Source organism: Pontibacter lucknowensis (assembly GCF_900156415.1).
Taxonomy (GTDB): domain Bacteria; phylum Bacteroidota; class Bacteroidia; order Cytophagales; family Hymenobacteraceae; genus Pontibacter; species Pontibacter lucknowensis.
In genome coordinates, this window is the sequence record NZ_FTNM01000007.1 from 145,462 (window position 1) to 166,796 (window position 21,335).

The window sequence follows — 21,335 nt, forward strand, 5'->3', positions numbered from 1 at the left end:
ATTAGTTGCTCGCTACAGCCATCTCCATCCGGATAGACTCTTTGTAGCTGTTGCTTCTGTATGCTTGTTTGCGCTCATACAGATCGGCCTTCAGCTCGTTGATTTTTACCTGAGCCATGTGCCTGTCGTATTTGAGCGACGTAATGTAAAGTTTTCCAATTAACAACTTTACCAGCATTAATCCGGCGCCTACTGCTCCGAGTGCTTTGTAAAGGGTGAGCGCCTGCTCTTCAGTCGCAATCTCAAATATGGCTTTATGGTCTAGCAAGTCTGTTAGCAAAAGTGCTATAAACATAGCGTAGCAAAAAACGACCACATCAGAGAGTGTCTTAAGTTCTTTCATGCTTCAAGGTTGGATTTTGGTGCAAAACTGTATCGGGCTAAGCTATAAAAAAATATGAATATACCGAAACGTTAACACTAAAATTTAATTTAAAGCAATGGTTGGTAACACAAAAGCACTAAGTGCTGCTAGGATACCAGTTGCATTTGTGTAAGTTTTGCGTACAATCCGCCGTGCTGCAGCAGGTCCTCATGACTGCCACGCTCTACGATGCGGCCCTGTTGTAATACTACAATCTCATCGGCGTGCTGTATAGTACTCAGTCTATGCGCAATTACAATTGAGGTTCTGTTCTTCATCAGGTTGGTCAGTGCTTCCTGCACTAGTTTCTCCGATTCAGTATCCAGCGCCGAGGTAGCCTCGTCCAGAATCAGGATCGGTGGGTTCTGCAGAATCGCTCTTGCAATGCTCAGGCGCTGGCGCTGTCCACCAGACAAGCGGCTACCGCGGTCGCCGATCATGGTCTGATAACCTTCAGGCGTTTTCACGATGAACTCATGCGCGTTGGCAATCTTAGCAGCTGCAATCACTTCCTCTTCCGTAGCATCGGTTTTGTTAAAGGCGATGTTGTTGAAAATGCTGTCGTTGAAAAGGATAGACTCCTGCGTCACCACGCCCATCGTATCGCGAACCGACTCCATGGTATAGTCGCGGATGTCGTGCCCGTCAATCAGGATGGCTCCTGCAGTTGGGTCGTAGAAGCGCGGTATTAGGTCGGCAAGAGTGGACTTGCCACCACCGGATGGACCTACCAGTGCCACGGTTTTGCCCTTCTCAATGCTGAGGTTGATGTCCTGCAGCACAACATGGTCGCCGTAGCTGAAGCTCACATCCCGGAACTCGATTTCGTGACGGAATTCCGGCAGTACCTTCGCATTTGGCTTGTTCTTTACCTGTGGCTCCGTATCGATTACCTGCAGAATGCGGTCGCCGGATACCAAACCGCGCTGTATGTTGCTGAACGCTGCAGACATGGCCTTCGCCGGTACAAGCACCTGCGAGAACAGGATGATGTAAGTTATAAACTCCGCCGCGCTTAGGTCAGATTCCTGGTTCAGCACCATGGTGCCGCCAAAGTACAGGAGCAAGGCAACTACCGTTACACCCATGAACTCCGAGAATGGAGAGGCTAGATCGCGCTTGTATGCAATAGAGCGCTGTAAGCGAGCATAGCGACTGTTCTGGTCATGGAACTTGTCCAGGATGTACGGCTCAGCATTAAAAGCCTTGATCACCCGGATGCCGCTCAGCGTTTCGTCGATAATGGTGAGTATAAAGCTCAGTGACTCCTGGCCTTGTTGCGCGGCCCGCTTCAGGCGCTTGGCTATACCTGCGATGAGTATACCAGAGAGCGGAAGAAGGATAAGTGTGAAAAGCGTGAGCTTCACTGACATGGTAAAGAGCACGACAAAGAAAGCGATAATAGAAATTGGTTCACGGATAACCACCGTCATCGTGTTCACCACCGAGTTTTCCACTTCCTGAATGTCCACCGTAAGACGTGTCATCAGGTCGCCTTTGCGCTCGTTGCTGAAATAACCCATGTGCAGCTGTGTCACCCGTTCATAAGTGGCATGGCGAATTTTCTTTACCACATGCGCCCGCAGCGCGCCAACCACCCGAAAAGCCAGGTACTTGAACAGGTTGGCCAGGAAAACAGAAATCACTACGATTATACAGACAAAAAGAAGCGCCCCCTGCCGTCCCTGCTCCAGAATGACCTGTCCGAAGTGGAAGTTAAAGAAGTCTTTGAAATACTCGATTGAGAGGCTGAATTCTGGCTTGGTCGTCACCATGGTCACGGCCTCGTCAGCGCCTACAGTTCCAAAAAGTACATTAAGCAGCGGAATAAGCAGCGTAAAGTTGAGCAGGCCGAAAATGATGCCCAGTATAGTATAGATGGTGTAAAGCGGCACAAAGCGACTGTATGGCTTTGCGAACTGCAGTATCCGGAGATAAGTCTTCATGTTGATATAGGCCATCCCTACCTGTTACAGGTATAGGAGGCTGCCCCGATTGCTCCCCGTAACACACGAGTAGCTTGCCGGAAGTTTTTAAGTATTAATGAATTACAATATTGTAGGCCGCGCTATACCTGCCGTATGCTTAGCCGCTGCAAAGATAGCTAAATTAGGACAGGTATGTATAGCGAGCTTTTAAAACGAAAACGGGGAGTCTTTATTTCTAAAGACTCCCCGCTCAAGGTATAGCTATACCTGTCTGTTAAAATTCGTGCAGTCGCTGCGCAATGTTCCAGCGCAAGGCTACAGAGGTAAACACCGTGTTTTTGCTAAGTGAGCTTACATCAGCCTCAGTGCGGCGGATGATGCCCTTCACGTCCACGAACAGGTTGTGCTTGAACTGGTAAGTGGCCGTCAGGTCGAGGTGCAGCTGGTTGGTGGTGATGCCTTGCGCGATCTCGTGGCCGTAGTTGAACGGCCTTGAGTTGTAGTCCAGGTTCACGTTGTTGCCCCAGTTGATGGTGTCGCCTTCTGCCGTGATCTCGTCCTGGCCGAAGCGGGTTGCAATGGCCTTGCCTACCAGTTGGAGGCGCGGCAGCGGCTGGTAACGGGCTATACCTACAAATTCATACAGGTTGGCGCCCATTGGGTGGGCAAGCGGCTGGCGGTTGTGCTGGTAGTTGGAGCTGCCGTCGCGGTGCTGGTAGGTATAGGGGCGTATGATGTTCACCTCACCCAGCAGGTCTAAATTAGAAAGACCAAAAGCGTCGATGTACTTGGCGCCGATCTGACCGGCTTGCTTGTTAGCCCACCAGCCATTACCGCCTGTTACTTCGTTGAGCACAAACTCGTCGAGCACCAGCTGGCCGTAAAGCTGTGCTGTGTTGAAGAGGTTCCAGCGGAAATCAAGGCCCAGCATGGCATTGTCCTGGCTGCCCAGGTTGTGCTCCACACTGCGATAAAAGATCACCGGGTTGAGGTACTGCAGCTCAAAGCGGCCTCTCTCACGACCAAAGATGATCTGCTCAAACAAACCCACATTAAAGTTGTCGGTGATGTTGATGCCGAGGCGGTGCAAGGCCATATACTTCTTAGGCAACAGGCGGTCTCCACCCCCACGACGGCGGTAGTCGGCGGTGAGCTCCTGGAACAGGTTCATGTAGTGCAGGCGCCAAACGCGGGTGTTCAGTTTCAGGAAGAAAGCCGGCGGAGCGTAGTCGGAGTATACCAGTGAGCGGTAGCCGTCGCCGATGAAGTGGCGGTCGTGGCCCAGCTGTATCTCCACATGCTTCGAGAGGGAGTAGTTCATGTAGCCGCGTGCCGTCAGGAAGTCGTAGCCGTCGCCTTTAAAGGTTTTCCAGAGTCCTTCGTGCGGCACCACTCCGTCGCGGCGGATGCGGTCCTCCACATAATCAGCAAAGCGGGCCTGGTTTTCTCCGATAAAGGTATAGAAGCCGAAACGATTGTCGATGCTACCCTCCAGCTGGATACCGCGTGTATTGACGTAACGAACGCCGCTGCTCTCGCTATCATTGCCGAGTTCCAGGTGCAGTACCGGATTTACGCGCAGGGTGAAATCCTCGGAGTCGTAGTGGTAGAGATCCGTTTTGTTACGGTAGAACGTGTTGAAGATTGGGCGCTCGCTGATGTTATCGTTTGCCTGGGTGGTGTAGTTCCAGTTGTCGTTGAGCAGGTACTGGATATTGAACATGTCGGCATTGGAGCGAGGTTCTCCAATGGCAGCCTCAGCTAGTTCAGCTACTTCTTTGCGACCGATCGGGCGTACATTGGTGTGCATCTGCGGTACTTTTGAGCCCAGCTTGATCTGGTAGCGGTCTATCAGGTGATAGGTGTCGCGGTCGTAGGGCACATACACATCCTGCGCCTGCACAGCAGGTATAGCCAGCAGACTAAGTGCCATGGCGGCAAATATATTTCTCATAAGAGGAAAGTTCTAATCAGGGGAAAGCGATTTGTAAGGTACTTATTTAGAATTCACAATATTAACAAAAACACATGAAATTGCATGATGCAGATTACCGAAAGCACGTATAGGTCAGACTTATACAGATATGGGGTCTGCACAGTTCAACGTTTTTGGCAGCCGGAGATTGCCGTACGCCCGAAAGACCTTATCTTTAGGTCATTAAAAACAGCCATGCTCATGCAAAAAGATAACCTGCACATACTCACAGCAGCCCCATCGCTTGCCAACCATTTTGTAGCCGAACTGCGCGACGTATCGGTGCAGCACGACAGCCTGCGCTTCCGCCGCAACCTGGAGCGCCTGGGTGAGCTGCTGGCCTACGAGATATCCAAAACGCTTCCTTACGAAAACCGCGACATCGTAACGCCTCTGGCTACTACCCAAACCCAGCTGCTGACGGCGCAGCCTGTGCTGGCCACTATCCTCAGAGCCGGATTACCAATGTACAATGGCATGCTTAACTACTTTGACAAGGCGTACAGTACATTTGTAGGCGCTTATAGGGTAGAGGAGCAAAACACCGAGCTGCAGATCAACATGGAGTACCTGGCCTCCACGGACCTGCACGACAAGATCCTGATTCTGGCCGACCCGATGCTGGCCACCGGTCGGTCGCTGGTAAAGTCTTATAAAGGCATGCTGCGCCACGGCAAACCAGTGCAGGTGCACATTGCCGCTGCCATCGCTTCTCCGGAGGGAGTAGCTTACATACAGCAGGAGGTTCCGGAGGCGCACATCTGGCTGGGGGCTATGGATGATCACCTGAACGAAAACTTCTATATCGTTCCCGGACTGGGCGATGCCGGCGACCTTGCATTCGGTCCGAAGGTGTAGCCATGCCCGTTCATCATGATCAGGCCCTATACCTCAGCCGACCAGGAGGCACTCTTGCAGATTTTGCGGCTCAATACGCCAACTTATTTTGCTCCTGAAGAGGAAGATGACTTTGTGCTATACCTGCATGAGCGTCTTGAAGACTACTATGTAATAGAACAGGACGGGCAAGTCGTAGGTGCCGGCGGCATCAATTACTTCGATGGCCATACCTGGGCCAGACTGTCCTGGGATCTGATACACCCTGCGTTTCAGGGCAAAGGCATAGGACGGGAGCTCACCTTGTTTCGTATCAACAAGTTAAAGGAAATGCCCGGAATGCAGTGGCTGCAGGTGCGGACGAGTCAGTTGGTGTATCCGTTTTACCAAAAACTCGGCTTTGAACTGGAGAAGGTGGAGCAGGATTTTTGGGCGAAGGGAATCGACCTGTATCAAATGAAAATGAATCTGGGCGCTTAGTGCCTTCAAAATTTTAAACTCGCATCAGCGTTCAGAAGAGGTAGTGGAGGAGCTTCTTAAATACATGTCGGTATACCTGATCAGTATGGTCAAGTTCATAGGTGGGCCTTTGGCAGGTATGTCGCTGGGGATGGCTTACCTCGAAACCGTGCTCCTGACCGTAGCCGGTATGATGACGAGCGTGCTGGTGTTTTCGTTTGTCGGGAGGGAAGCAGCCCGATGGTACTCCCGTTATCGCCGAAACTACAACAGACCTGTATTCAGTCGCCGGAGCCGCCGGGTGGTGCGCATCTGGCGCAACTTTGGCGTTGTAGGCGTTGCCTTCTTCACGCCGCTTTTTCTTACACCCGTTTTCGGTACTATAGTAGCTGCCGTGTTCGGCGTGCCACGTCGGCAGATCTTCCTGCACATGCTCTGGAGCGGCACCATGTGGGGCTTTGTTCTGACAGGCCTGGTGTACCGTTTTCAGGAAATAGCGCTCGAGTATCTGTAAACAAAAACACCCTGCCTTATCGGACAGGGTGCACATGCTATTTCTTTTTCTTCTTTTTCGTTTTTTGCCAGAACGAGGCTCTGGGGTCACGCTTGCTATCAGGTCGCTTCTTAGGTATAGCTTTCTTTTCGTGGAAGGCACCCTTAAAGTCCGGGTTCTCACTGCGCTTCTGGTGGTCAATGTCACGGGCAATCGCCTGCTGCTCCTCAAACGTGATGTCGTGAATCTTTACCTCAGCTGGCATCGGCTCCTCTGGTATCTGCATCCGGATCAGTTTCTCGATTTTCCGGATATGATACATCTCCGCAGGGTTTGCAAAAGTGATGGCGGCGCCCACGTTCTCAGCACGACCGGTGCGACCGATGCGGTGCACGTAGTCTTCGTACACAAAAGGCACATCGAAGTTGATCACATGGCTCACCATCGTCACGTCTATACCTCTGGATGCCACATCAGTTGCTACCAGGAAGCGGACTTCGCCTCCCTTGAAAGCCTCCATGGAGTTGATGCGTGTATTCTGGCCCTTGTTGCCGTGGATGGCCCGTACTTCGCCGTACTCGCGGCGCTCTAAGAATTTGGCCACGTTCTCAGCGTTTTTCTTGCTGCGGGTAAAGATGATTACACGGTTGAAAGTTTCTCTGTCCTGAATCAGGTGCTCGAGCATGGCGATCTTGGTGCGCAGGTTGGGCACCTGGTACAGCACCTGGCTCACCGTTTCCACCGGCGTAGCCTGTGGTGTCACCTCAATGCGGGTCGGGAACTCCAGAAACTCCTCGGACAGCTCCACCACCTTCGGGTGCATCGTGGCTGAGAAAAGCAGGTTCTGGCGTTTGCGCGGCAGAACTTCCAGCAGCTGACGAATCTGCGGCATAAAACCCATGTCCATCATCTTGTCGGCTTCGTCCAGTACCAGCGTTTTGATCTCTTTTAATATAAGCTCGCCTTTCAGGTATAGCTCCATCAGTCGCTTCGGTGTGGCTACCAATATGTCAATACCTTTGTTGATGGTCTCAATTTGAGTCTTTGGGCCCAATCCGCCATAAATAACGGTATGGCGCAAGTCTGTGTACTTACCCAGCAGCGTGATATTCTCTTCGATCTGCATGGCCAGCTCGCGGGTAGGGGCCAGGATAACGGCACGCGGGTTAGTGCCCTGCGCATACTTCACCTTCATCAGGATAGGCAGCAGGAAGGCTGCGGTTTTGCCGGTGCCGGTCTGGGCAATGCCCATCACATCGTGCCCGCCCATGATCACAGGTATAGCCTTGAGCTGGATAGGCGTCGGTTTTTCGTAGCCGGCCTCCTCGATGGCGTTGAGCAGCTGTCGGTTCAGCTTAAAATCTTCAAACGTAGTTATTTCTTTCTCGGCTTCTTCTGCCATGGTATTTCTAATCGTGTTGATATGCAAAGGTACGGGAAATTTGTGGGAGGGGGATAAAGCTGGATGTGTTGTTACGGAATTGTAGTATCTTGAATCTTATATATTGAAAGCGCCATTCAGTTTAATGTATGTTCAAAAAGATTCTTAAGTGGGTTCTTATTTTGGCAGGTATAGCCTTCATTGGTTACATAAGTGTCCTTCTGATGATCATGTCTGCCTTTGGAGCCTTTGACAGGGACTACACAAAGGAGGAGCTGATCGAGCATTACGATCTCAAACGAGCTGAAATGCATGCACTCAAATCATATTATCAATCTATTGTACCTGCCCATCATACCGTCAAAATTGAGTTTACTGACAATCAAAAGCTAAATATTTTTCATATATCCACTTTAGATGAGGTTACAGGAAAAACATTGCGTGATAACAATTGGGACCTGGAGATAGAATCATTAAAAGTTGACTCTATGATTACTGCATTAGGCTGGTCACGTAAAACATTAAAGACCCTCAAGGCAAAATTGGATGAAGCTGGCTGCATTTCTGTAACAAACAGCACTCCTTTTAATATCGGTTTTCAGCGTAGTGGCATGGGCATGTATTTTTATAACCTGTTTGATGAGCCTATACCTGATAGCTTGAGAGCGAACTACAATGACAGCTGTACTTATGTGCTATATACAGATCAGGTAGTGCTGGAGTATGGTGGGGGAGCAGTTGGGCCACAATGTTTCCCTTGGTGAATAAGATAAGGTAAAACAACGCATGCAACCATCTCACTCCCATTAGGGTCTTTCAGGTATAGACCTTAATCCAATGTTCCTCATGAGCAAAAGCATATTATTGTCAGGTATAGCCCTTGTGGCAATGAGTATATTTTCGGGTTGCCAAAAAGAGATGGTAGACGAAGGACCCAACACACCCAATATCCGTCCGCTGACGGTGCAGGAGCAGAAAACGGTAACCAGCTCCAATGACTTTGCTTTTAGGTCCTTTGCGGAGCTCAGCAAAGCCGAAGAGGCTGAAAATATTTTCATCTCGCCGCTCAGTATCAGCATGGCGCTTACCATGGCTTTCAACGGGGCGGATGGCGAGACAAAACAAGCCATCGGGCGAACGCTTGGTTTTGAGGAAGCCTCTGATGAAGACATTAACAAATCCTTTAAAGACCTGATTGCTCTGTTGCAAGGTATAGACAGGAAAGTGATCTTTACCTCAGCCAATTCCCTTTGGCATAGCAACCTGGTACGGCTTCAGGCGCCTTTTATCAAGACGAACAAAGAGTATTTCAACGCCACGGTGCAAGGTCTAGATTTTGCTTCGCCCGCCTCTGTTGGGCAGATCAATAGTTGGGTGAAGAACAGCACCAACAATAAGATTGATAAAATACTGGATGAGATAAAGCGGGATCAGGTTTTGTTCCTGATCAATGCCATCTATTTTAAAGGCACCTGGACCTATCCTTTCGATAAAAACCTCACTAAGCCGGGGCAATTCTTGCTTGAAAATGGCAGCAGTGTCACCCATGATTTCATGACCATGAAGAAAGGTGAGTACCTGTACTACCGCGACAACACCGTTGACCTGATTGACCTGCCTTACGGGAACGAGCAGTACAGCATGACGATTGTGATGCCAAGCGGAGAAAATAGCGTGCAGAACATTATTCCGCAGCTAAATCCAGACAACCTGTCGAGGTGGCTTGCAGAAGGGCGTGAAGTAAGCTGGGAATTGCAAATGCCTAAGTTTAAAATGGAGTACGAAGAAGAACTGAACGCCATGCTGATCGACCTGGGTATGGGCGTCGCTTTTTCGGGTGGGGCGGACTTCAGCCGCATGATAGAGGGGCATAATAACCTGGCGATTTCACAGGTGAAGCACAAAACCTTTGTGGAAGTAAACGAAGAAGGCACAGAAGCCGCAGCTGTCACCTCAGTGGGTATAGAGTTGACATCTATGCCAGCCAGCTACCGAGTAGACCGCCCCTTCGTATTCATGATCCGCGAAAAATCCTCAGGTGCCATCCTGTTCATCGGCAAACTGATGCAGCCTTAATTGCGGGAGGTATAGTTTTTATCTTCAAGGTATAGCAATCAGGGCGCTTTTGTGCGGGAAACTTTGCTAATGTGTGTTAACTTTGTCTAGCACATACCTTAGCAGCATGAAATCTATCCTGATAAAGAACGCACAGCTTGTAAACGAAGGAAGCACCACCACAGCCGATGTATTGGTAAAAGAAGGCCGCATCGCACAGATAGGACAGGGTATAGAAGCCGAAGCCGACGAGACGATCGACGCCACCGGCCTGCACTTGATTCCCGGTGCCATCGATGACCAGGTGCACTTCCGGGAGCCGGGGCTCACGCACAAGGCAAACATCGAGACTGAGGCGAGAGCAGCAGTGGCAGGCGGTACTACATCGTTTATGGAGATGCCGAATACGGTGCCAAATGCCATAACGCAGGAACTGCTGGAAGATAAGTATAAGATTGCCGCCGAGACCTCACTGGCAAACTACTCCTTTTACATAGGTGCCACCAACGATAACCTGGCGGAGGTGTTGCTCACCAACCCAAACACGGTTTGCGGCATTAAGATTTTCATGGGTTCTTCCACGGGGAACATGCTCGTAGACAATGAGCAGACGCTGGACCAAATCTTTGCGAAAGCCAAACTGCCGATTGCCGTGCATTGCGAGGACGAACAGACTATTCGCGATAACATGGCCATCTATGAAGAGAAGTACGGCGAGGATATACCTGTGAAGTGCCATCCGGAGATTCGCAACGAAGCGGCCTGTTTTAAATCATCCTACCTGGCCGTAAAGCTGGCTGAGAAGCATAATACCCGACTGCACATCCTGCACATCTCCACGGAAGAAGAACTGAAGCTGTTCCGCAATGACATTCCGCTGGAGCAGAAGCGTATAACCGCTGAAATATGCGTACACCACCTGTGGTTTGATAAAGAAGACTACGACAAGTTCGGTACTCAGATCAAGTGCAACCCGGCTATAAAAGAGCACCGTCACAAAGAAGGCCTGTTACAAGGACTGCTGGATGACAAACTCGATGTGATCGCCACTGATCATGCCCCACATACCTGGGAGGAGAAGCAGGGCAAGTACAAGCAGGCACCAAGTGGCGTGCCGCTGGTACAACACTCCGTGCAGATGATGCTTGAGTTCGTAAAGCAGGGCAAACTGACGATCGAGAAAGTGGTGGAGAAAATGGCACACGCGCCAGCTATCCTTTTCAACGTACGCGAACGTGGCTACATCCGTGAAGGCTACTGGGCTGACCTGGTGCTGGTAGACCTGAACAAGCCATATACCGTTTCCAAAGACAATACCTACTATAAATGCAACTGGTCACCTTTCGAAGGCCATACCTTTAGCAGTACCATCACCCATACCTTGGTTTCCGGGCACCTTGCTTTTGCCAACGGCACATTCGATGAGAGCAAGAAAGGAGAGCGCCTTTTGTTCGACAGATAGTTCCGTGATTTAATAAGATAGGTATGGAAAGCATTATGTCGCTGCAGTATGATTGGGTAAGAGGGTCGCGGGAAGTGCTCCTGCAATACTGTGAAACCATATCAGCAGCAGATTTTTGCCAGGAAAACAGCTCATTTGGGAGAGGAAGCATCCGGAACCTGCTGGTGCATATCGCCAATACCTATGAATTCTGGCTTGGTGAGCAGGCGCTGCAAAAGGAGGTGGCATTTACATCCTACGAAGCTGTTCAGAACATTAAAGATGCCTGGCTACTGTTCCAGGAGATAGATAAACTGGTAGAGGAATTTGTTGCGAGCTTTGGGCGAAGTTATCTTACAAACCTGGAGGTCAGTATCAACGATACGAGTACCAAAGCAAACCCGCTCAAGCTGTTTACCCACGTCATCACGCATGAGTATCACCACAAAGGCCAGATTCTGTCGCTGAGCCGGCACCTGGGCTATGTTCCGGTTGATACCGATATTATGCGCTAGATTAAAACAGGGAATTACCTTTGATAGAGAACCTCAGTTAGGAGAATATAGGGAACAAGCAAATGGAGTTAACAAAGTTCAAGGAGTTGCATGCCCGCTTTTTTGGGAAAGAACTGCCGGAGGAAGTGCTTCAGTCGGAGGAGTTCGAGGCGTACGAAGAAGCTATCCATGAAGACGAAGCCTGCTATAACTGGGCAATTACCGATAAACTAAAGAGCAAAGGCTTTGCTTATGAAAGTTACTGTTGCCTGATGATGGCTGACAAGGTATACGAAAGCCTGGATACCGACGGAGAGATCAGGTATGACGATCCGGAAGTAGTGATCAATCAGTGGGATGAAGGACTGTACGGTATACCTGTGCACAATGGCAGCGCCACCATGGTCGTGATCAACTACTGCCCCTGGTGCGGCACGAAACTGAATAAGTAAGCGCTATACCTAACGGAGGCTGATTTGTAAGTCTAAAGCAAACAGGGAGATACGAATTTTATTCAAAAAAATGCCTTCTGCGTATTGTAAATAAGAAAACGGCACGTATATTTGCATTCTCAAACGAGACACGGTGGTTGTAGCTCAGTTGGTTAGAGCACCAGATTGTGATTCTGGGGGTCGTGGGTTCGAGACCCATCTTCCACCCCAAGCCCTTGAAGCAAACCTTCAGGGGCTTTTTTTATTTATATTGCATTGCTAAATGTGTGAATGGTTAAATGGGTGATAATAAATTCATTATTGAAACAACAATTTAACCATTTAACAATCAACAATTAAGTTAACAATCAACAATTCAAAGATATGAGCTTAGTAGTAGTAGGTTCGATGGCGTTTGACGCGCTGGAAACACCCTTCGGGAAAACAGATAAGATCGTAGGCGGTGCCGCCACATACATTTCGCTGTCGGCTTCTTACTTTGTAAAGCCCGTGAACGTGGTGTCGGTTGTGGGTGGCGATTTTGATCAGGACCATATCGGCCTGATGCACCAGCGCAACATCAACACCGAAGGCGTGCAGGTAAAGGAGAACGAGAAGTCTTTCTTCTGGTCTGGCCGCTACTTCAATGACATGAACAGCCGCGAAACGCTGGTAACGGAGCTGAACGTACTGGGTGATTTCGATCCGATCATCCCGGAGGCTTACCAGAACTGCGAGTATCTGATGCTGGGCAACCTGGCGCCACAGGTGCAGCGCACGGTGCTGGAGCGCCTGACCAACCGCCCGAAGCTGATCGTGATGGACACCATGAACTTCTGGATGGATATTGCCATGGAGGAACTTCAGCAGACGATTGGTATGGTGGACGTGCTGTCGATCAACGACGAAGAGGCACGCCAGCTGAGTGGTGAGTATTCACTTGTAAAAGCTGCCCGTAAGATCATGGCGATGGGCCCGAAATTCCTGATCATCAAAAAAGGTGAGCACGGTGCCCTGCTGTTCCACGATGACAAAGTATTCTTCGCTCCGGCCCTTCCGCTGGAAGAAGTGTTCGACCCAACCGGAGCAGGCGATACCTTTGCAGGAGGTTTCATCGGCTACATCGCCGCCACAGGCGACATCAGCTTCGAGAATATGAAGCGTGCGATCATCCACGGTTCGGCCATGGCGTCGTTCTGTGTTGAGAAATTTGGTACTGAAAGACTGAAGAACCTGGGTCAGCAGGAAATTGACAACCGCGTGCAGCAGTTTGTGAGCCTGGTGGCTTTTGATACAGTATTATCCTAAGTATAAGAAATTTATATATTACGAAAAAGGGAGGCTACGGCTTCCCTTTTTCGCTTTATGCACATAGGTAGTATGAGGTGAAATTGTACTAAAATGTAACAAAGTGGAGGTGTTAAAGGTAAAACTAAAGTATAGATTACCTTAAAACTGACGAAAATGAGCTTAAAAAACGAAAATAAAAAAACACTGGACGAGTTAAAAAAGAATAACCCGGAAGGCAAAGATCCTAAAAAGCCAATGGGTAACATCGACACGAATCCGAACCGAAATGCGTTGAACGATAGCGAGACAAAAGTGCAGAACCCGAACCGTAACCTGGCAAAGGGCGGTAATAACATGCCTTACGACAAAAAATAAAAGTAAAGCGACCAAAACTGACCTGGCGGATGGTGCTAACAACACCTCTTACAAAAAGTAAGCACGCCAGGAATACAAAATAAGACTATGGAAAAGGAGAGGAAGGCCTGAGGGCTTTCCTTTTTTTATGTCCTTTTTTGAGCAGGTATAGCGCTAGGTTCGGGTTTGCTGTTTATTTTTAGATTCGTTCAATAGAAGCAAAGCATGCAGCAACACGACATCTGTATACTGGGCGCCGGGCCGGGCGGTGCTACAGCAGCCCTGCACCTGGCCAATAAGGGCATCCGCAGTGTGCTTCTTGACAAAGCAGTATTCCCCAGAGACAAGGTATGCGGCGATGCGCTGAGCGGCAAAGTGGTGAACGAACTGAAGCGTATCGATCCCAGCATGCCCGCCATGTTGGGCGAACAACAGACGCAACTACCCTCCTGGGGCATTCATTTTATCTCGCCAGCCGGGCACAAACTGAGCGTGCCTTTCAAACATAACTACGACCCTGCGCAGGATATCCCTTCCGGTTACATCTCCAAGAGGATAGACTTCGACAATTTCCTGATCGAACAAGTAAGGCAGCGGCCTGAGATAACGCTGCTGGAAGGTATGGACATGGCCAAAATTGAAAGAACGGATCAGGGATTTTCGCTGACAGATAAAAGCGGCGGGCATCAGTTCAGCACACGATTGCTGATTGCAGCCAACGGGGCGCACTCTTCCTTTGCTCGACAGACGGCAGGTATAAAGCAGGAGTCGGACCACTATTGCGCCGGCCTTCGGGCATATTACAAAAATGTATCAGGGCTGGACAAAGACAATTTCATTGAGCTGCACTTCCTGAAGGATTTTTTGCCGGGCTATTTCTGGATATTCCCGCTGCCGGGTGGCTATGCCAATGTAGGCGTAGGTATGCTGAGCGAGACGGTGAGCCAGAAAAAGGTGAACCTGAAAAAGGAAATGCTGCGCATGATCGAAAGCCATCCGGAATTCAAGCAACGCTTTGCCGGTGCCGAACTGATGGGTTATATCAAAGGCTATGGCCTGCCGCTGGGTTCTAAGAAGCGGGTGATCTCCGGCGATAACTACATGCTGGTGGGCGATGCCGCTTCCCTGATCGATCCCTTTACCGGCGAAGGCATCAGTAACGCCATGATCAGCGGTCGATGGGCGGCTGCACAAGCAGAGTTGTGCCTGCAGGAGAAGAACTTCTCCTCCGGCTTCATGCAGGGCTACGACAAGGCAGTTTATAACCGCCTCTGGAAGGAACTCAAGCTGAGCCGCCGCATGCAGCGCCTGCTAGACTACCCGTGGCTTTTTAACCAGGTAGCCAGCAAAGCCTCCAAAAACCAGGCACTGGCCGAAACCATCTCCTGCATGTTCACTGACCTCGACCTGCGTGAGCGACTCAAGCAGCCGTCTTTCTACCTCAAGCTGATTTTTAACTAGAACTCCTGTTTCAACCAGAGCTTAAAGTTCTGTTTTTCGGAGTCTGTCGCGTTCGGTCGCTTGGCAATACTATATTTCGTGTAGTAGGTTTGCTGGCTTGGCTCCAGCCTTAGCTGGCGAAGCTTTTTATTTCGGAAAAGCATCAGCTTTATACCTTGCATGAGGTCCGTATCAGCCAATAGAGACTGCAGATTCTGCTCAATTTTCCGTCCGTTTACCGCTATCAGTTCATCCTCTATACTTAATGCCGTGCTGGCAGGTGAGTCAGGTGCAATGGCTGTTATTTTGGTTATTTGGGTATCAGCAACCGTTTTGAAACCGAATAGCCGCTCGGTAATCATGGCGTTTTCTTCTGCTTGTAGCGTACAGCCCATGTAGTGAAGTGCTTCGCCCAGGGCATCTTCAATAGGAGCGGTACCATTGATGTAGCGATCAAAATAGCTCCTGAATTCTTCCCCTCCGACACGCAGCACGAGCTGTTCATAATCCTGTTCGGTGTAGCCTATACCTCGCTTACCAAACTCTTCCCAAAGCTGGCGCATCACCACGTCCAGGCTGGCTTGATTGGAGGTAGCACGACGCAGCTGCAGGTCTAGTAGCATGGCCGTTAAAGCCCCTTTGATGTAGATAGACACTTTGCGATCAGGTATACCGGGCTTGTAGCCATCCAGCCAGAGGTCGAAAGAGGAGTCGGCCACAGACATGTTGTTTCGGCTGTAGTCGGCGAAATAGCGCTGCAGGGTGGTGTTGAGTTCGTCGAAATATTGCGCTGCCGTAAACACGCCCGAGCGCACCAGCATGTAGTCGCCGTAGTAGGTTGTTATGCCTTCTGCCACATAGCCCGTCCGGAAGTAATTCTCCCCGGTAAAGTCATAGGGCAGCATCTCCTTGGGGCGGATTTGCTTCACGTTCCACGTATGGAAGAGCTCATGTGAACTTACGCCCAGAAACTCCTTGTACAGGGCAGGTGTCATCAGCAGTTCGCCGGGCCCGAGCGTAATGATGGTAGAGTTGACATGTTCTACGCCATGATAGAAACGGTAGGGGAGGATTTCGTTCAGGTAATGGTAATCCGCTACAGGGAAATCGCCGAACACCTCCAGCTGTTCCTTTGTGAATGCCTCGAAGTCCTGCTTGATCCGCTTCCAGTCCGGCCGACAGCTACCCTGTATCCAGATGTGGAAAGGTATACCAGCCAAGGTATAAGTCTCTTTTTGGAGGGAGGCGCTGGCAATCAGTGGGCTGTCCACCAGCTGGTCATAATTCTCAGCCTGCAAGGTATGCGGCTCCGTCTCGGGTAGTCCGCAGGCGATTTGCCAGTCGGCAGGTATAGCTAGCTGTATTTGCTGCGGCTCCTGCTCACGGCCTTCCACCGCCATAAGGCAGTTGATGCCGTTCAGGTATAGCTGCTCCTCGTCGAGCCAGGAGCCGCCGCCGTCCATTTGCCGGGCATAGAAGCTGTAGCGTACCTCGATCTGCGCTGCACCATTTGTCTCAACCAGCCATCGGTCCTTGGTGACCTTGCGCACAGGTATAGCCGCGCCGTCTGCATGGGCCGTAACAACACGCAGCTTCTGGGCAAAGTGCTGCAGCTCGTAGCGGCCCGGGCGCCAGGCGGGCAGCTGAAGGTATAGCTCCTGGTGGTTGTTATCAGGTATGGTGATGGTGATATCCAGAAAATGCGTGAGCGGATTAGTGTAGGAAATATGGTGCCGGATCATAACAAGAGATGGTATGGGGTTCGGTGTAAAATTAAAGTAATTTGCGCTTAGCACAGGTATACGGGGTTCGCAGGATCTCCAAATTAAGGTATAGCTACGCGTTATTAATGGTTTAGAATGATCAGCAAGCCCCTTTTTCTGTATTTTTTGAAATAATATAGGAGGTGGGATTGCTATTTTAGAAAAGCTTCCCTAATTTTGCAGGCCATAATAAAACCATTGGCAGACGATGAAAAGAACATTCCAGCCTTCGCAGAGAAAAAGAAGAAACAAGCACGGTTTCAGATCAAGAATGGAAACCGCTAACGGAAGAAGAGTGCTAGCTAGCAGAAGAGCTAAAGGCAGAAAGAAACTGACTGTTTCTGACGAAAGAAGACACAAGGCTTAATTTTCGGTTGTGCTTTGCTCAATCCGGAGCCGCTCTATTATTGAATGGACCCCGTGAATGAACGATAAAGCTCCGCAACCGAATTCCTATACATTTTCGAAAGAAGAACGCTTGTGCAGTAAGCGCCTAATCTCGCTGCTGTTTAGCAAGGGTTCTTCTTTTAATTTGTATCCGCTCAGGTTTGTCTATCACACACCTGAAGATGCTCTTTCCGACAATACACAGTTGGTTATATCGGTATCGAAGCGCCATTTTAAGCGTGCCGTCGACCGTAACCGCCTGAAGCGTCAGATGCGTGAGGCTTACCGCCTTAACAAGCACATTCTTACCCAAAATCAAGGGCAGGCCCCCAGCCTCCTTGCCATTATTTACATCGGCAAGGAAAAAAAATCCTTTGATACAATCCAAAAAAAACTAATTTCCGGTTTGGAACGTTGTTTGACTAGATAGTCTTACCCCGCCCTAAACCCGGAATATTATGTATAAGAAGTCTATAGCCGGCCTCCTCATTGGCTGCCTTGCGCTGACCCTCTTCTCCTTTAAGACAGAGTCGGAGCGCTATTTCGAAATTGCCAAAAACCTCGACGTTTTTGCCACGCTTTTCAAAGAAGTAAATACCTACTATGTAGACGAAGTGCCGCCATCCAAACTGGTGCGCACAGGTATAGACGCGATGCTCAAGTCGCTCGACCCTTATACCAACTACATTCCCGAAGACGATATTGAGGATTTCAGAACCATGACCACCGGGCAGTATGGTGGCATCGGTGCGCTCATCGGTAGCCGCAACAACAAGATTGTGGTGCAAATGCCGTATGAAAACTCGCCTGCTCACAAAGCTGGTCTGGTGATTGGCGACGAGATCGTTAAGATCGACGGCGTAAACGTTTCCAGTAAGACTACCTCTGAAGTGAGTAAGTTGCTGAAGGGGCAGGCCAACTCTACTGTAAAACTGGAGGTGCGCAGCTACGGACAGAACAAATCCCGAACAGTAGAGCTAACCCGCGCTAACATCATGGTTGACAATGTGCCTTACTATGGCATGATCGACAATGAGATCGGTTACTTCCAATTGTCAGGCTTCACAGTGGATGCCTCTAAGGAGGTAAGGACCGCGGTGCAGAAACTGAAAGAGCAGGGAGCTAAGAAAATCATTTTCGATTTGCGTGACAATCCGGGTGGTTTGCTGCACGAAGCTGTGAACATCTCCAATCTGTTTGTTGACAAAGGCCGGGATATCGTTAGCACTAAAGGCAAAGTAAAAGAGTGGAACAAGACTTACAAGGCGCTGGATGAGCCACTCGATAAAAGCATGCCTATGGTCATTCTGACCAGTTCGCGCAGTGCCTCTGCCTCAGAGATTGTAGCCGGTGTGATGCAGGACTATGACCGTGCTGTGCTGGTAGGGGAGCGCACATTCGGTAAAGGTTTGGTACAGGCTACCCGCCCGCTTTCCTATAACTCACAACTTAAAGTAACAACTGCCAAGTACTACATCCCGAGCGGCCGTAGCATCCAGGCAATTGACTACAAGCACCGCAATGAAGACGGTAGCGCCGGCAAAATTCCGGATTCGCTTAAAGTGGCTCACAAAACAGCCGGCGGACGTATTGTCTATGATGGAGGTGGTGTAAGCCCGGATGTGGAAGTTACCCGCAAGACTTACTCTGAAATCGCCAGAACCATCGCAGCCAAAGGTTACTTCTTTGAGTATGCCAATAAGTATAGAGCCGAGAATCCTACTATACCTTCGGCCAAGCAGTTTAAGCTGACTGATGCTGACTACCAGCAGTTCGTTGCTTTCCTGGATAACAAAGATGTGAACTACACTACTAAGATAGAACGCGAGCTGGAAGATCTGACAGAGCAGGCGAAGGATGGCAAACACCTGGATGACATCAAGCTGGAGCTGGATGCCATCAAGAAAAAGGTTTCGCATAACAAGTCGAATGACCTGATGCGTTTCCGTACTGAGATACAGGAAATGCTGGAGGCTGAGATCGCTTCCCGTTACTATCTGCAAAAGGGCTATATCGAGTCTTCGTTTGATGACGACCCGGATATACTGATGGCAAAGCGTGTGCTCAGCGATCAGCAGGAGTATGCGTCTTACCTGAAAGTGAAGTAAAAGGATAAGGTATAAATAGAAGGGTGGTGCTGGTACGGTATCACCCTTTTTGTTTCTTGATCTTTCGGCCGTACTTTTGTCATCTCATTCATTATAAGTTCAATTATGCCACTACTCCTCGCGCTCGAAACCTCTTCTACTGTATGTTCTGTTGCCTTATATAAAGGAGCGGACCTGCTTGGGGCATCTGAGCTGCAGATTGAAAAGTCCCACTCCTCACATATTACGGTCATGATCTCGCAGCTTGTTGAGAACTGTGGCTATACCCTGCACAACCTGAGCGCTGTGGCTGTATCGGGAGGGCCGGGGTCTTACACGGGTTTGCGCATCGGCAGCTCCACAGCCAAAGGTCTTTGCTACTCGCTGGACATCCCACTGCTGGAGGTCTCTACTTTATATGGTTTGGCGAAGCAGGCAATCGATAGTGTGCCTAATGCGCAGCACTACTTGTTTTGCCCCATGATCGATGCCCGCCGTATGGAAGTCTATACCTGTCTTCTCAGCTCCGACTTGGAAGAGCTGATGCCAGTGACTCCTGTAGTGTTGGACGAGCAAAGCTTTCAGGAGCAACTAACAAGTCAACCGATCATTTTTTTTGGCAACGGAGCTGGCAAGTTCAAAAAGTTGGTGGAGGGAAATAAGCATGCATTGTTCATAGATAGTATACAGCCATCTGCAAAACCGATCGGTCAACTCGCGACGGTGAAGTACGAGCAACAAGCATTTGAAGACGTGGCCTATTATGAACCCTTCTATCTGAAGGATGTTTATATAACAAGTCCTACTAAGAACACGATTAAATAAGCTATAACAATGTCAGATATAATAAACAAAGTAGCACAAAGCGCACTTGTAACGCTGAACCTGGAAGAACTGCTTCATCCAGGTGAGCGGGTGGTGTATGATATTAAGGATAACCTGTTCCAGGGTTTGATTCTTCGGGAGAAGGATTTCAGAGCCTTCGTGAAAGAGCATGAATGGTCCATGTATGCTGGAAAGAACGTGGCCATCATCTGCTCAGTTGATGCCATCGTGCCGACCTGGGCCTATATGCTGCTCGCGACAAAGCTTCAGGCGCATGCTAACTATTACGTGTTCGGCGACCTGGAAGCACTAGAGCAAGCGTTAATGCAGGAAGCGATTGCTAAAATAGATCCGGAAGAATACCGGGATGGGAAAGTTGTGATCAAAGGATGTGGCAGTATACCTGTTCCAACTTATGCTTATGTAGAGATCATGCGAAAACTTCTCCCAGTTGTGAGTAGCCTGATGTATGGCGAACCATGTAGTACTGTTCCATTATATAAGAAGCCAAAAACAGCATAGACTGATTTTAGCATTAGATAGATAGTAGGGCCCTTTCTTCAGGAAAGGGCCCTGCTGCTTTATATAGCGTAGGAAATAGAGGAGCAGTAGTGAAAGGTAATAGTGATGCACAAGTGAAAATAAGGGCGAAAAAAAGATTAAAAAAATAAATCACATTTGGAACTTCAGGGAAGAAAAATGATGTTACACTCTAGCGCGCGGGGAACTGACGCAAGTAGCATAGGGCATATCCATAGATTGCAGAAGCAATCTCCTTATGTGTTGCGAACTAAGCAACCTATTTCTTGGAGTGATAAAGAGCTCTGAAAACAAACAGACTCTTAGCAATGCAGGTAATAACAGCCTGTATTGCTGAGAGGCGACAAAACCCGAAAGATTTTCTGAAATTATTCGCCGTGCGCCTCAGGCACTTAGGCGGAACCTGCGGGGGAGGGGGCACAAAGGTAGATCTGCCCCCTTGCGGATCCGGAAACTATTGCGACCTTTGCACTCCCCACACGGTACAACGGGTCGGGGAAAGAGGGCAGCCGGCAGGGCGGCCACCGGTGGTTGAGCCGAAAGGCCGCCAGACGGAAAGAGACTGAAAAAAACTTTGCGCGGGGTGTTGAAGATGTCAGAACTCTTCTTACCTTTGCAGCCCGCTTCGAAAGGAAGGGGATTCTTGAAAGACTGGTAACAGAGCCTGAAGAAAAGAAAAAAAAGTTTTGCCTTGGTGCTTGCAGGTTGAAAAGATCTGCTTACCTTTGCAGCCCGCTTCGAAATGAAACGGATTCCGGAAGGCTCCTAACAGGGGCCGCAGGAAAAAGGAA

At 49.5% G+C, this 21,335-nt stretch carries 22 protein-coding genes and 1 tRNA gene; 17 read left to right on the forward strand and 6 right to left on the reverse strand.

All coding sequences use genetic code 11. The annotated features are described in order from the left end of the window. Position 1: 1 nt before the first annotated feature. The 3 genes from BW972_RS19220 to BW972_RS19230 all read right to left on the reverse strand — a co-directional run bounded on the left by BW972_RS19220 (position 2) and on the right by BW972_RS19230 (position 4,246). On the reverse strand, positions 2 to 343 hold the full coding sequence (locus BW972_RS19220) for a hypothetical protein (protein WP_076423305.1): 342 nt from the start codon (positions 341 to 343) through the stop codon (positions 2 to 4). A 128-nt stretch (positions 344 to 471) separates the two neighbouring features. Beyond that, a complete protein-coding gene (locus BW972_RS19225) occupies positions 472 to 2,310 on the reverse strand; it encodes an ABC transporter ATP-binding protein (RefSeq protein ID WP_040574049.1) in 1,839 nt (612 codons plus the stop codon). 256 nt (positions 2,311 to 2,566) lie between these two features. After that, entirely contained in the window at positions 2,567 to 4,246 is a 1,680-nt protein-coding gene (locus tag BW972_RS19230) for a hypothetical protein (RefSeq protein ID WP_007655642.1), read from the reverse strand. A gap of 216 nt (positions 4,247 to 4,462) precedes the next feature. On the opposite strand from BW972_RS19230, the gene upp reads away from it, so the two are divergent. The 3 genes from upp (at position 4,463) to BW972_RS19245 (ending at position 6,077) form a co-directional block, all read left to right on the forward strand. Continuing rightward, positions 4,463 to 5,125, forward strand: a complete 663-nt coding sequence (gene upp / locus BW972_RS19235) for a uracil phosphoribosyltransferase (RefSeq protein WP_007655643.1) — start codon at positions 4,463 to 4,465, stop codon at positions 5,123 to 5,125. Positions 5,126 to 5,140: 15 nt separating this feature from the next. Continuing rightward, positions 5,141 to 5,584 carry a GNAT family N-acetyltransferase gene (locus BW972_RS19240; RefSeq protein WP_076423306.1) on the forward strand — a complete coding sequence of 148 codons (444 nt, stop codon included), beginning with the start codon at positions 5,141 to 5,143 and terminating at the stop codon, positions 5,582 to 5,584. Between the two features lie 85 nt (positions 5,585 to 5,669). Then, positions 5,670 to 6,077, forward strand: coding sequence for a small multi-drug export protein (locus tag BW972_RS19245; RefSeq protein WP_234986459.1), 408 nt, complete (start codon positions 5,670 to 5,672; stop codon positions 6,075 to 6,077). Between the two features lie 37 nt (positions 6,078 to 6,114). Here the strand turns inward: BW972_RS19245 and BW972_RS19250 are convergent, their stop codons facing one another. Then, positions 6,115 to 7,458: a DEAD/DEAH box helicase gene (locus tag BW972_RS19250; protein WP_076423307.1), complete on the reverse strand. Its 1,344-nt coding sequence runs from the start codon at positions 7,456 to 7,458 to the stop codon at positions 6,115 to 6,117. Positions 7,459 to 7,586: 128 nt separating this feature from the next. On the opposite strand from BW972_RS19250, the gene BW972_RS19255 reads away from it, so the two are divergent. From BW972_RS19255 to BW972_RS19295, 9 genes are all read left to right on the forward strand, one after another. Further along, a complete protein-coding gene (locus BW972_RS19255; RefSeq protein ID WP_076423308.1) occupies positions 7,587 to 8,201 on the forward strand; it encodes a hypothetical protein in 615 nt (204 codons plus the stop codon). 82 nt (positions 8,202 to 8,283) lie between these two features. After that, positions 8,284 to 9,513, forward strand: coding sequence for a serpin family protein (locus BW972_RS19260; RefSeq protein WP_076423324.1), 1,230 nt, complete (start codon positions 8,284 to 8,286; stop codon positions 9,511 to 9,513). Positions 9,514 to 9,619: 106 nt separating this feature from the next. Next, positions 9,620 to 10,954, forward strand: a complete 1,335-nt coding sequence (locus BW972_RS19265; RefSeq protein ID WP_076423309.1) for a dihydroorotase — start codon at positions 9,620 to 9,622, stop codon at positions 10,952 to 10,954. Positions 10,955 to 10,977: 23 nt separating this feature from the next. Then, complete coding sequence (locus BW972_RS19270) at positions 10,978 to 11,448, forward strand: DinB family protein (RefSeq protein WP_076423310.1); 471 nt, start codon at positions 10,978 to 10,980, stop codon at positions 11,446 to 11,448. A 62-nt stretch (positions 11,449 to 11,510) separates the two neighbouring features. Beyond that, positions 11,511 to 11,879, forward strand: a complete 369-nt coding sequence (locus BW972_RS19275) for a DUF6980 family protein (RefSeq protein WP_076423311.1) — start codon at positions 11,511 to 11,513, stop codon at positions 11,877 to 11,879. Between the two features lie 133 nt (positions 11,880 to 12,012). Further along, a tRNA-His gene (locus BW972_RS19280) sits at positions 12,013 to 12,089 on the forward strand. 153 nt (positions 12,090 to 12,242) lie between these two features. Then, positions 12,243 to 13,166: a PfkB family carbohydrate kinase gene (locus tag BW972_RS19285; protein ID WP_076423312.1), complete on the forward strand. Its 924-nt coding sequence runs from the start codon at positions 12,243 to 12,245 to the stop codon at positions 13,164 to 13,166. 156 nt (positions 13,167 to 13,322) lie between these two features. Continuing rightward, complete coding sequence (locus tag BW972_RS19290; protein WP_007659007.1) at positions 13,323 to 13,523, forward strand: hypothetical protein; 201 nt, start codon at positions 13,323 to 13,325, stop codon at positions 13,521 to 13,523. A gap of 204 nt (positions 13,524 to 13,727) precedes the next feature. Beyond that, positions 13,728 to 14,963 (forward strand): NAD(P)/FAD-dependent oxidoreductase, encoded by a 1,236-nt coding sequence (locus BW972_RS19295; RefSeq protein ID WP_076423313.1) that lies wholly within the window; start codon positions 13,728 to 13,730, stop codon positions 14,961 to 14,963. On the opposite strand, the gene BW972_RS19300 is transcribed toward BW972_RS19295, so the two are convergent. After that, positions 14,960 to 16,684, reverse strand: coding sequence for a M61 family metallopeptidase (locus BW972_RS19300; RefSeq protein ID WP_076423314.1), 1,725 nt, complete (start codon positions 16,682 to 16,684; stop codon positions 14,960 to 14,962). The genes BW972_RS19295 and BW972_RS19300 overlap by 4 nt on opposite strands. A gap of 229 nt (positions 16,685 to 16,913) precedes the next feature. On the opposite strand from BW972_RS19300, the gene rpmH reads away from it, so the two are divergent. The 5 genes from rpmH (at position 16,914) to BW972_RS19325 (ending at position 20,526) form a co-directional block, all read left to right on the forward strand. After that, positions 16,914 to 17,072 (forward strand): 50S ribosomal protein L34, encoded by a 159-nt coding sequence (gene rpmH, locus BW972_RS19305; RefSeq protein ID WP_007659000.1) that lies wholly within the window; start codon positions 16,914 to 16,916, stop codon positions 17,070 to 17,072. A gap of 57 nt (positions 17,073 to 17,129) precedes the next feature. Next, positions 17,130 to 17,522, forward strand: coding sequence for a ribonuclease P protein component (rnpA, locus tag BW972_RS19310; RefSeq protein WP_076423315.1), 393 nt, complete (start codon positions 17,130 to 17,132; stop codon positions 17,520 to 17,522). Between the two features lie 28 nt (positions 17,523 to 17,550). Further along, positions 17,551 to 19,200 (forward strand): S41 family peptidase, encoded by a 1,650-nt coding sequence (locus BW972_RS19315; protein WP_007658996.1) that lies wholly within the window; start codon positions 17,551 to 17,553, stop codon positions 19,198 to 19,200. A gap of 105 nt (positions 19,201 to 19,305) precedes the next feature. Continuing rightward, positions 19,306 to 20,004, forward strand: a complete 699-nt coding sequence (gene tsaB, locus BW972_RS19320) for a tRNA (adenosine(37)-N6)-threonylcarbamoyltransferase complex dimerization subunit type 1 TsaB (RefSeq protein WP_007658994.1) — start codon at positions 19,306 to 19,308, stop codon at positions 20,002 to 20,004. 9 nt (positions 20,005 to 20,013) lie between these two features. Beyond that, entirely contained in the window at positions 20,014 to 20,526 is a 513-nt protein-coding gene (locus BW972_RS19325; RefSeq protein WP_076423316.1) for a DUF2480 family protein, read from the forward strand. Between the two features lie 625 nt (positions 20,527 to 21,151). On the opposite strand, the gene BW972_RS20100 is transcribed toward BW972_RS19325, so the two are convergent. Beyond that, positions 21,152 to 21,335 (reverse strand): hypothetical protein (locus tag BW972_RS20100; protein WP_234986460.1); only part of this gene is annotated, 184 nt, incomplete at its 5' end.

Coding starts and splice junctions, on each gene's coding strand:
- BW972_RS19300 (WP_076423314.1), bottom strand. CDS start 16,684: ATGATCCGGCACCATATTTCCTACACTAATCCGCTCACGCATTTTCTG.
- BW972_RS19265 (WP_076423309.1), top strand. CDS start 9,620: ATGAAATCTATCCTGATAAAGAACGCACAGCTTGTAAACGAAGGAAGC.
- BW972_RS19255 (WP_076423308.1), top strand. CDS start 7,587: ATGTTCAAAAAGATTCTTAAGTGGGTTCTTATTTTGGCAGGTATAGCC.
- tsaB (WP_007658994.1), top strand. CDS start 19,306: ATGCCACTACTCCTCGCGCTCGAAACCTCTTCTACTGTATGTTCTGTT.
- BW972_RS19270 (WP_076423310.1), top strand. CDS start 10,978: ATGGAAAGCATTATGTCGCTGCAGTATGATTGGGTAAGAGGGTCGCGG.
- BW972_RS19290 (WP_007659007.1), top strand. CDS start 13,323: ATGAGCTTAAAAAACGAAAATAAAAAAACACTGGACGAGTTAAAAAAG.
- BW972_RS19240 (WP_076423306.1), top strand. CDS start 5,141: ATGATCAGGCCCTATACCTCAGCCGACCAGGAGGCACTCTTGCAGATT.
- rnpA (WP_076423315.1), top strand. CDS start 17,130: ATGAACGATAAAGCTCCGCAACCGAATTCCTATACATTTTCGAAAGAA.
- BW972_RS19230 (WP_007655642.1), bottom strand. CDS start 4,246: ATGAGAAATATATTTGCCGCCATGGCACTTAGTCTGCTGGCTATACCT.
- BW972_RS19325 (WP_076423316.1), top strand. CDS start 20,014: ATGTCAGATATAATAAACAAAGTAGCACAAAGCGCACTTGTAACGCTG.
- BW972_RS19220 (WP_076423305.1), bottom strand. CDS start 343: ATGAAAGAACTTAAGACACTCTCTGATGTGGTCGTTTTTTGCTACGCT.
- BW972_RS19295 (WP_076423313.1), top strand. CDS start 13,728: ATGCAGCAACACGACATCTGTATACTGGGCGCCGGGCCGGGCGGTGCT.
- rpmH (WP_007659000.1), top strand. CDS start 16,914: ATGAAAAGAACATTCCAGCCTTCGCAGAGAAAAAGAAGAAACAAGCAC.
- BW972_RS19315 (WP_007658996.1), top strand. CDS start 17,551: ATGTATAAGAAGTCTATAGCCGGCCTCCTCATTGGCTGCCTTGCGCTG.
- BW972_RS19275 (WP_076423311.1), top strand. CDS start 11,511: ATGGAGTTAACAAAGTTCAAGGAGTTGCATGCCCGCTTTTTTGGGAAA.
- BW972_RS19245 (WP_234986459.1), top strand. CDS start 5,670: ATGGTCAAGTTCATAGGTGGGCCTTTGGCAGGTATGTCGCTGGGGATG.
- BW972_RS19285 (WP_076423312.1), top strand. CDS start 12,243: ATGAGCTTAGTAGTAGTAGGTTCGATGGCGTTTGACGCGCTGGAAACA.
- BW972_RS19260 (WP_076423324.1), top strand. CDS start 8,284: ATGAGCAAAAGCATATTATTGTCAGGTATAGCCCTTGTGGCAATGAGT.
- BW972_RS19225 (WP_040574049.1), bottom strand. CDS start 2,310: ATGAAGACTTATCTCCGGATACTGCAGTTCGCAAAGCCATACAGTCGC.
- BW972_RS19250 (WP_076423307.1), bottom strand. CDS start 7,458: ATGGCAGAAGAAGCCGAGAAAGAAATAACTACGTTTGAAGATTTTAAG.
- upp (WP_007655643.1), top strand. CDS start 4,463: ATGCTCATGCAAAAAGATAACCTGCACATACTCACAGCAGCCCCATCG.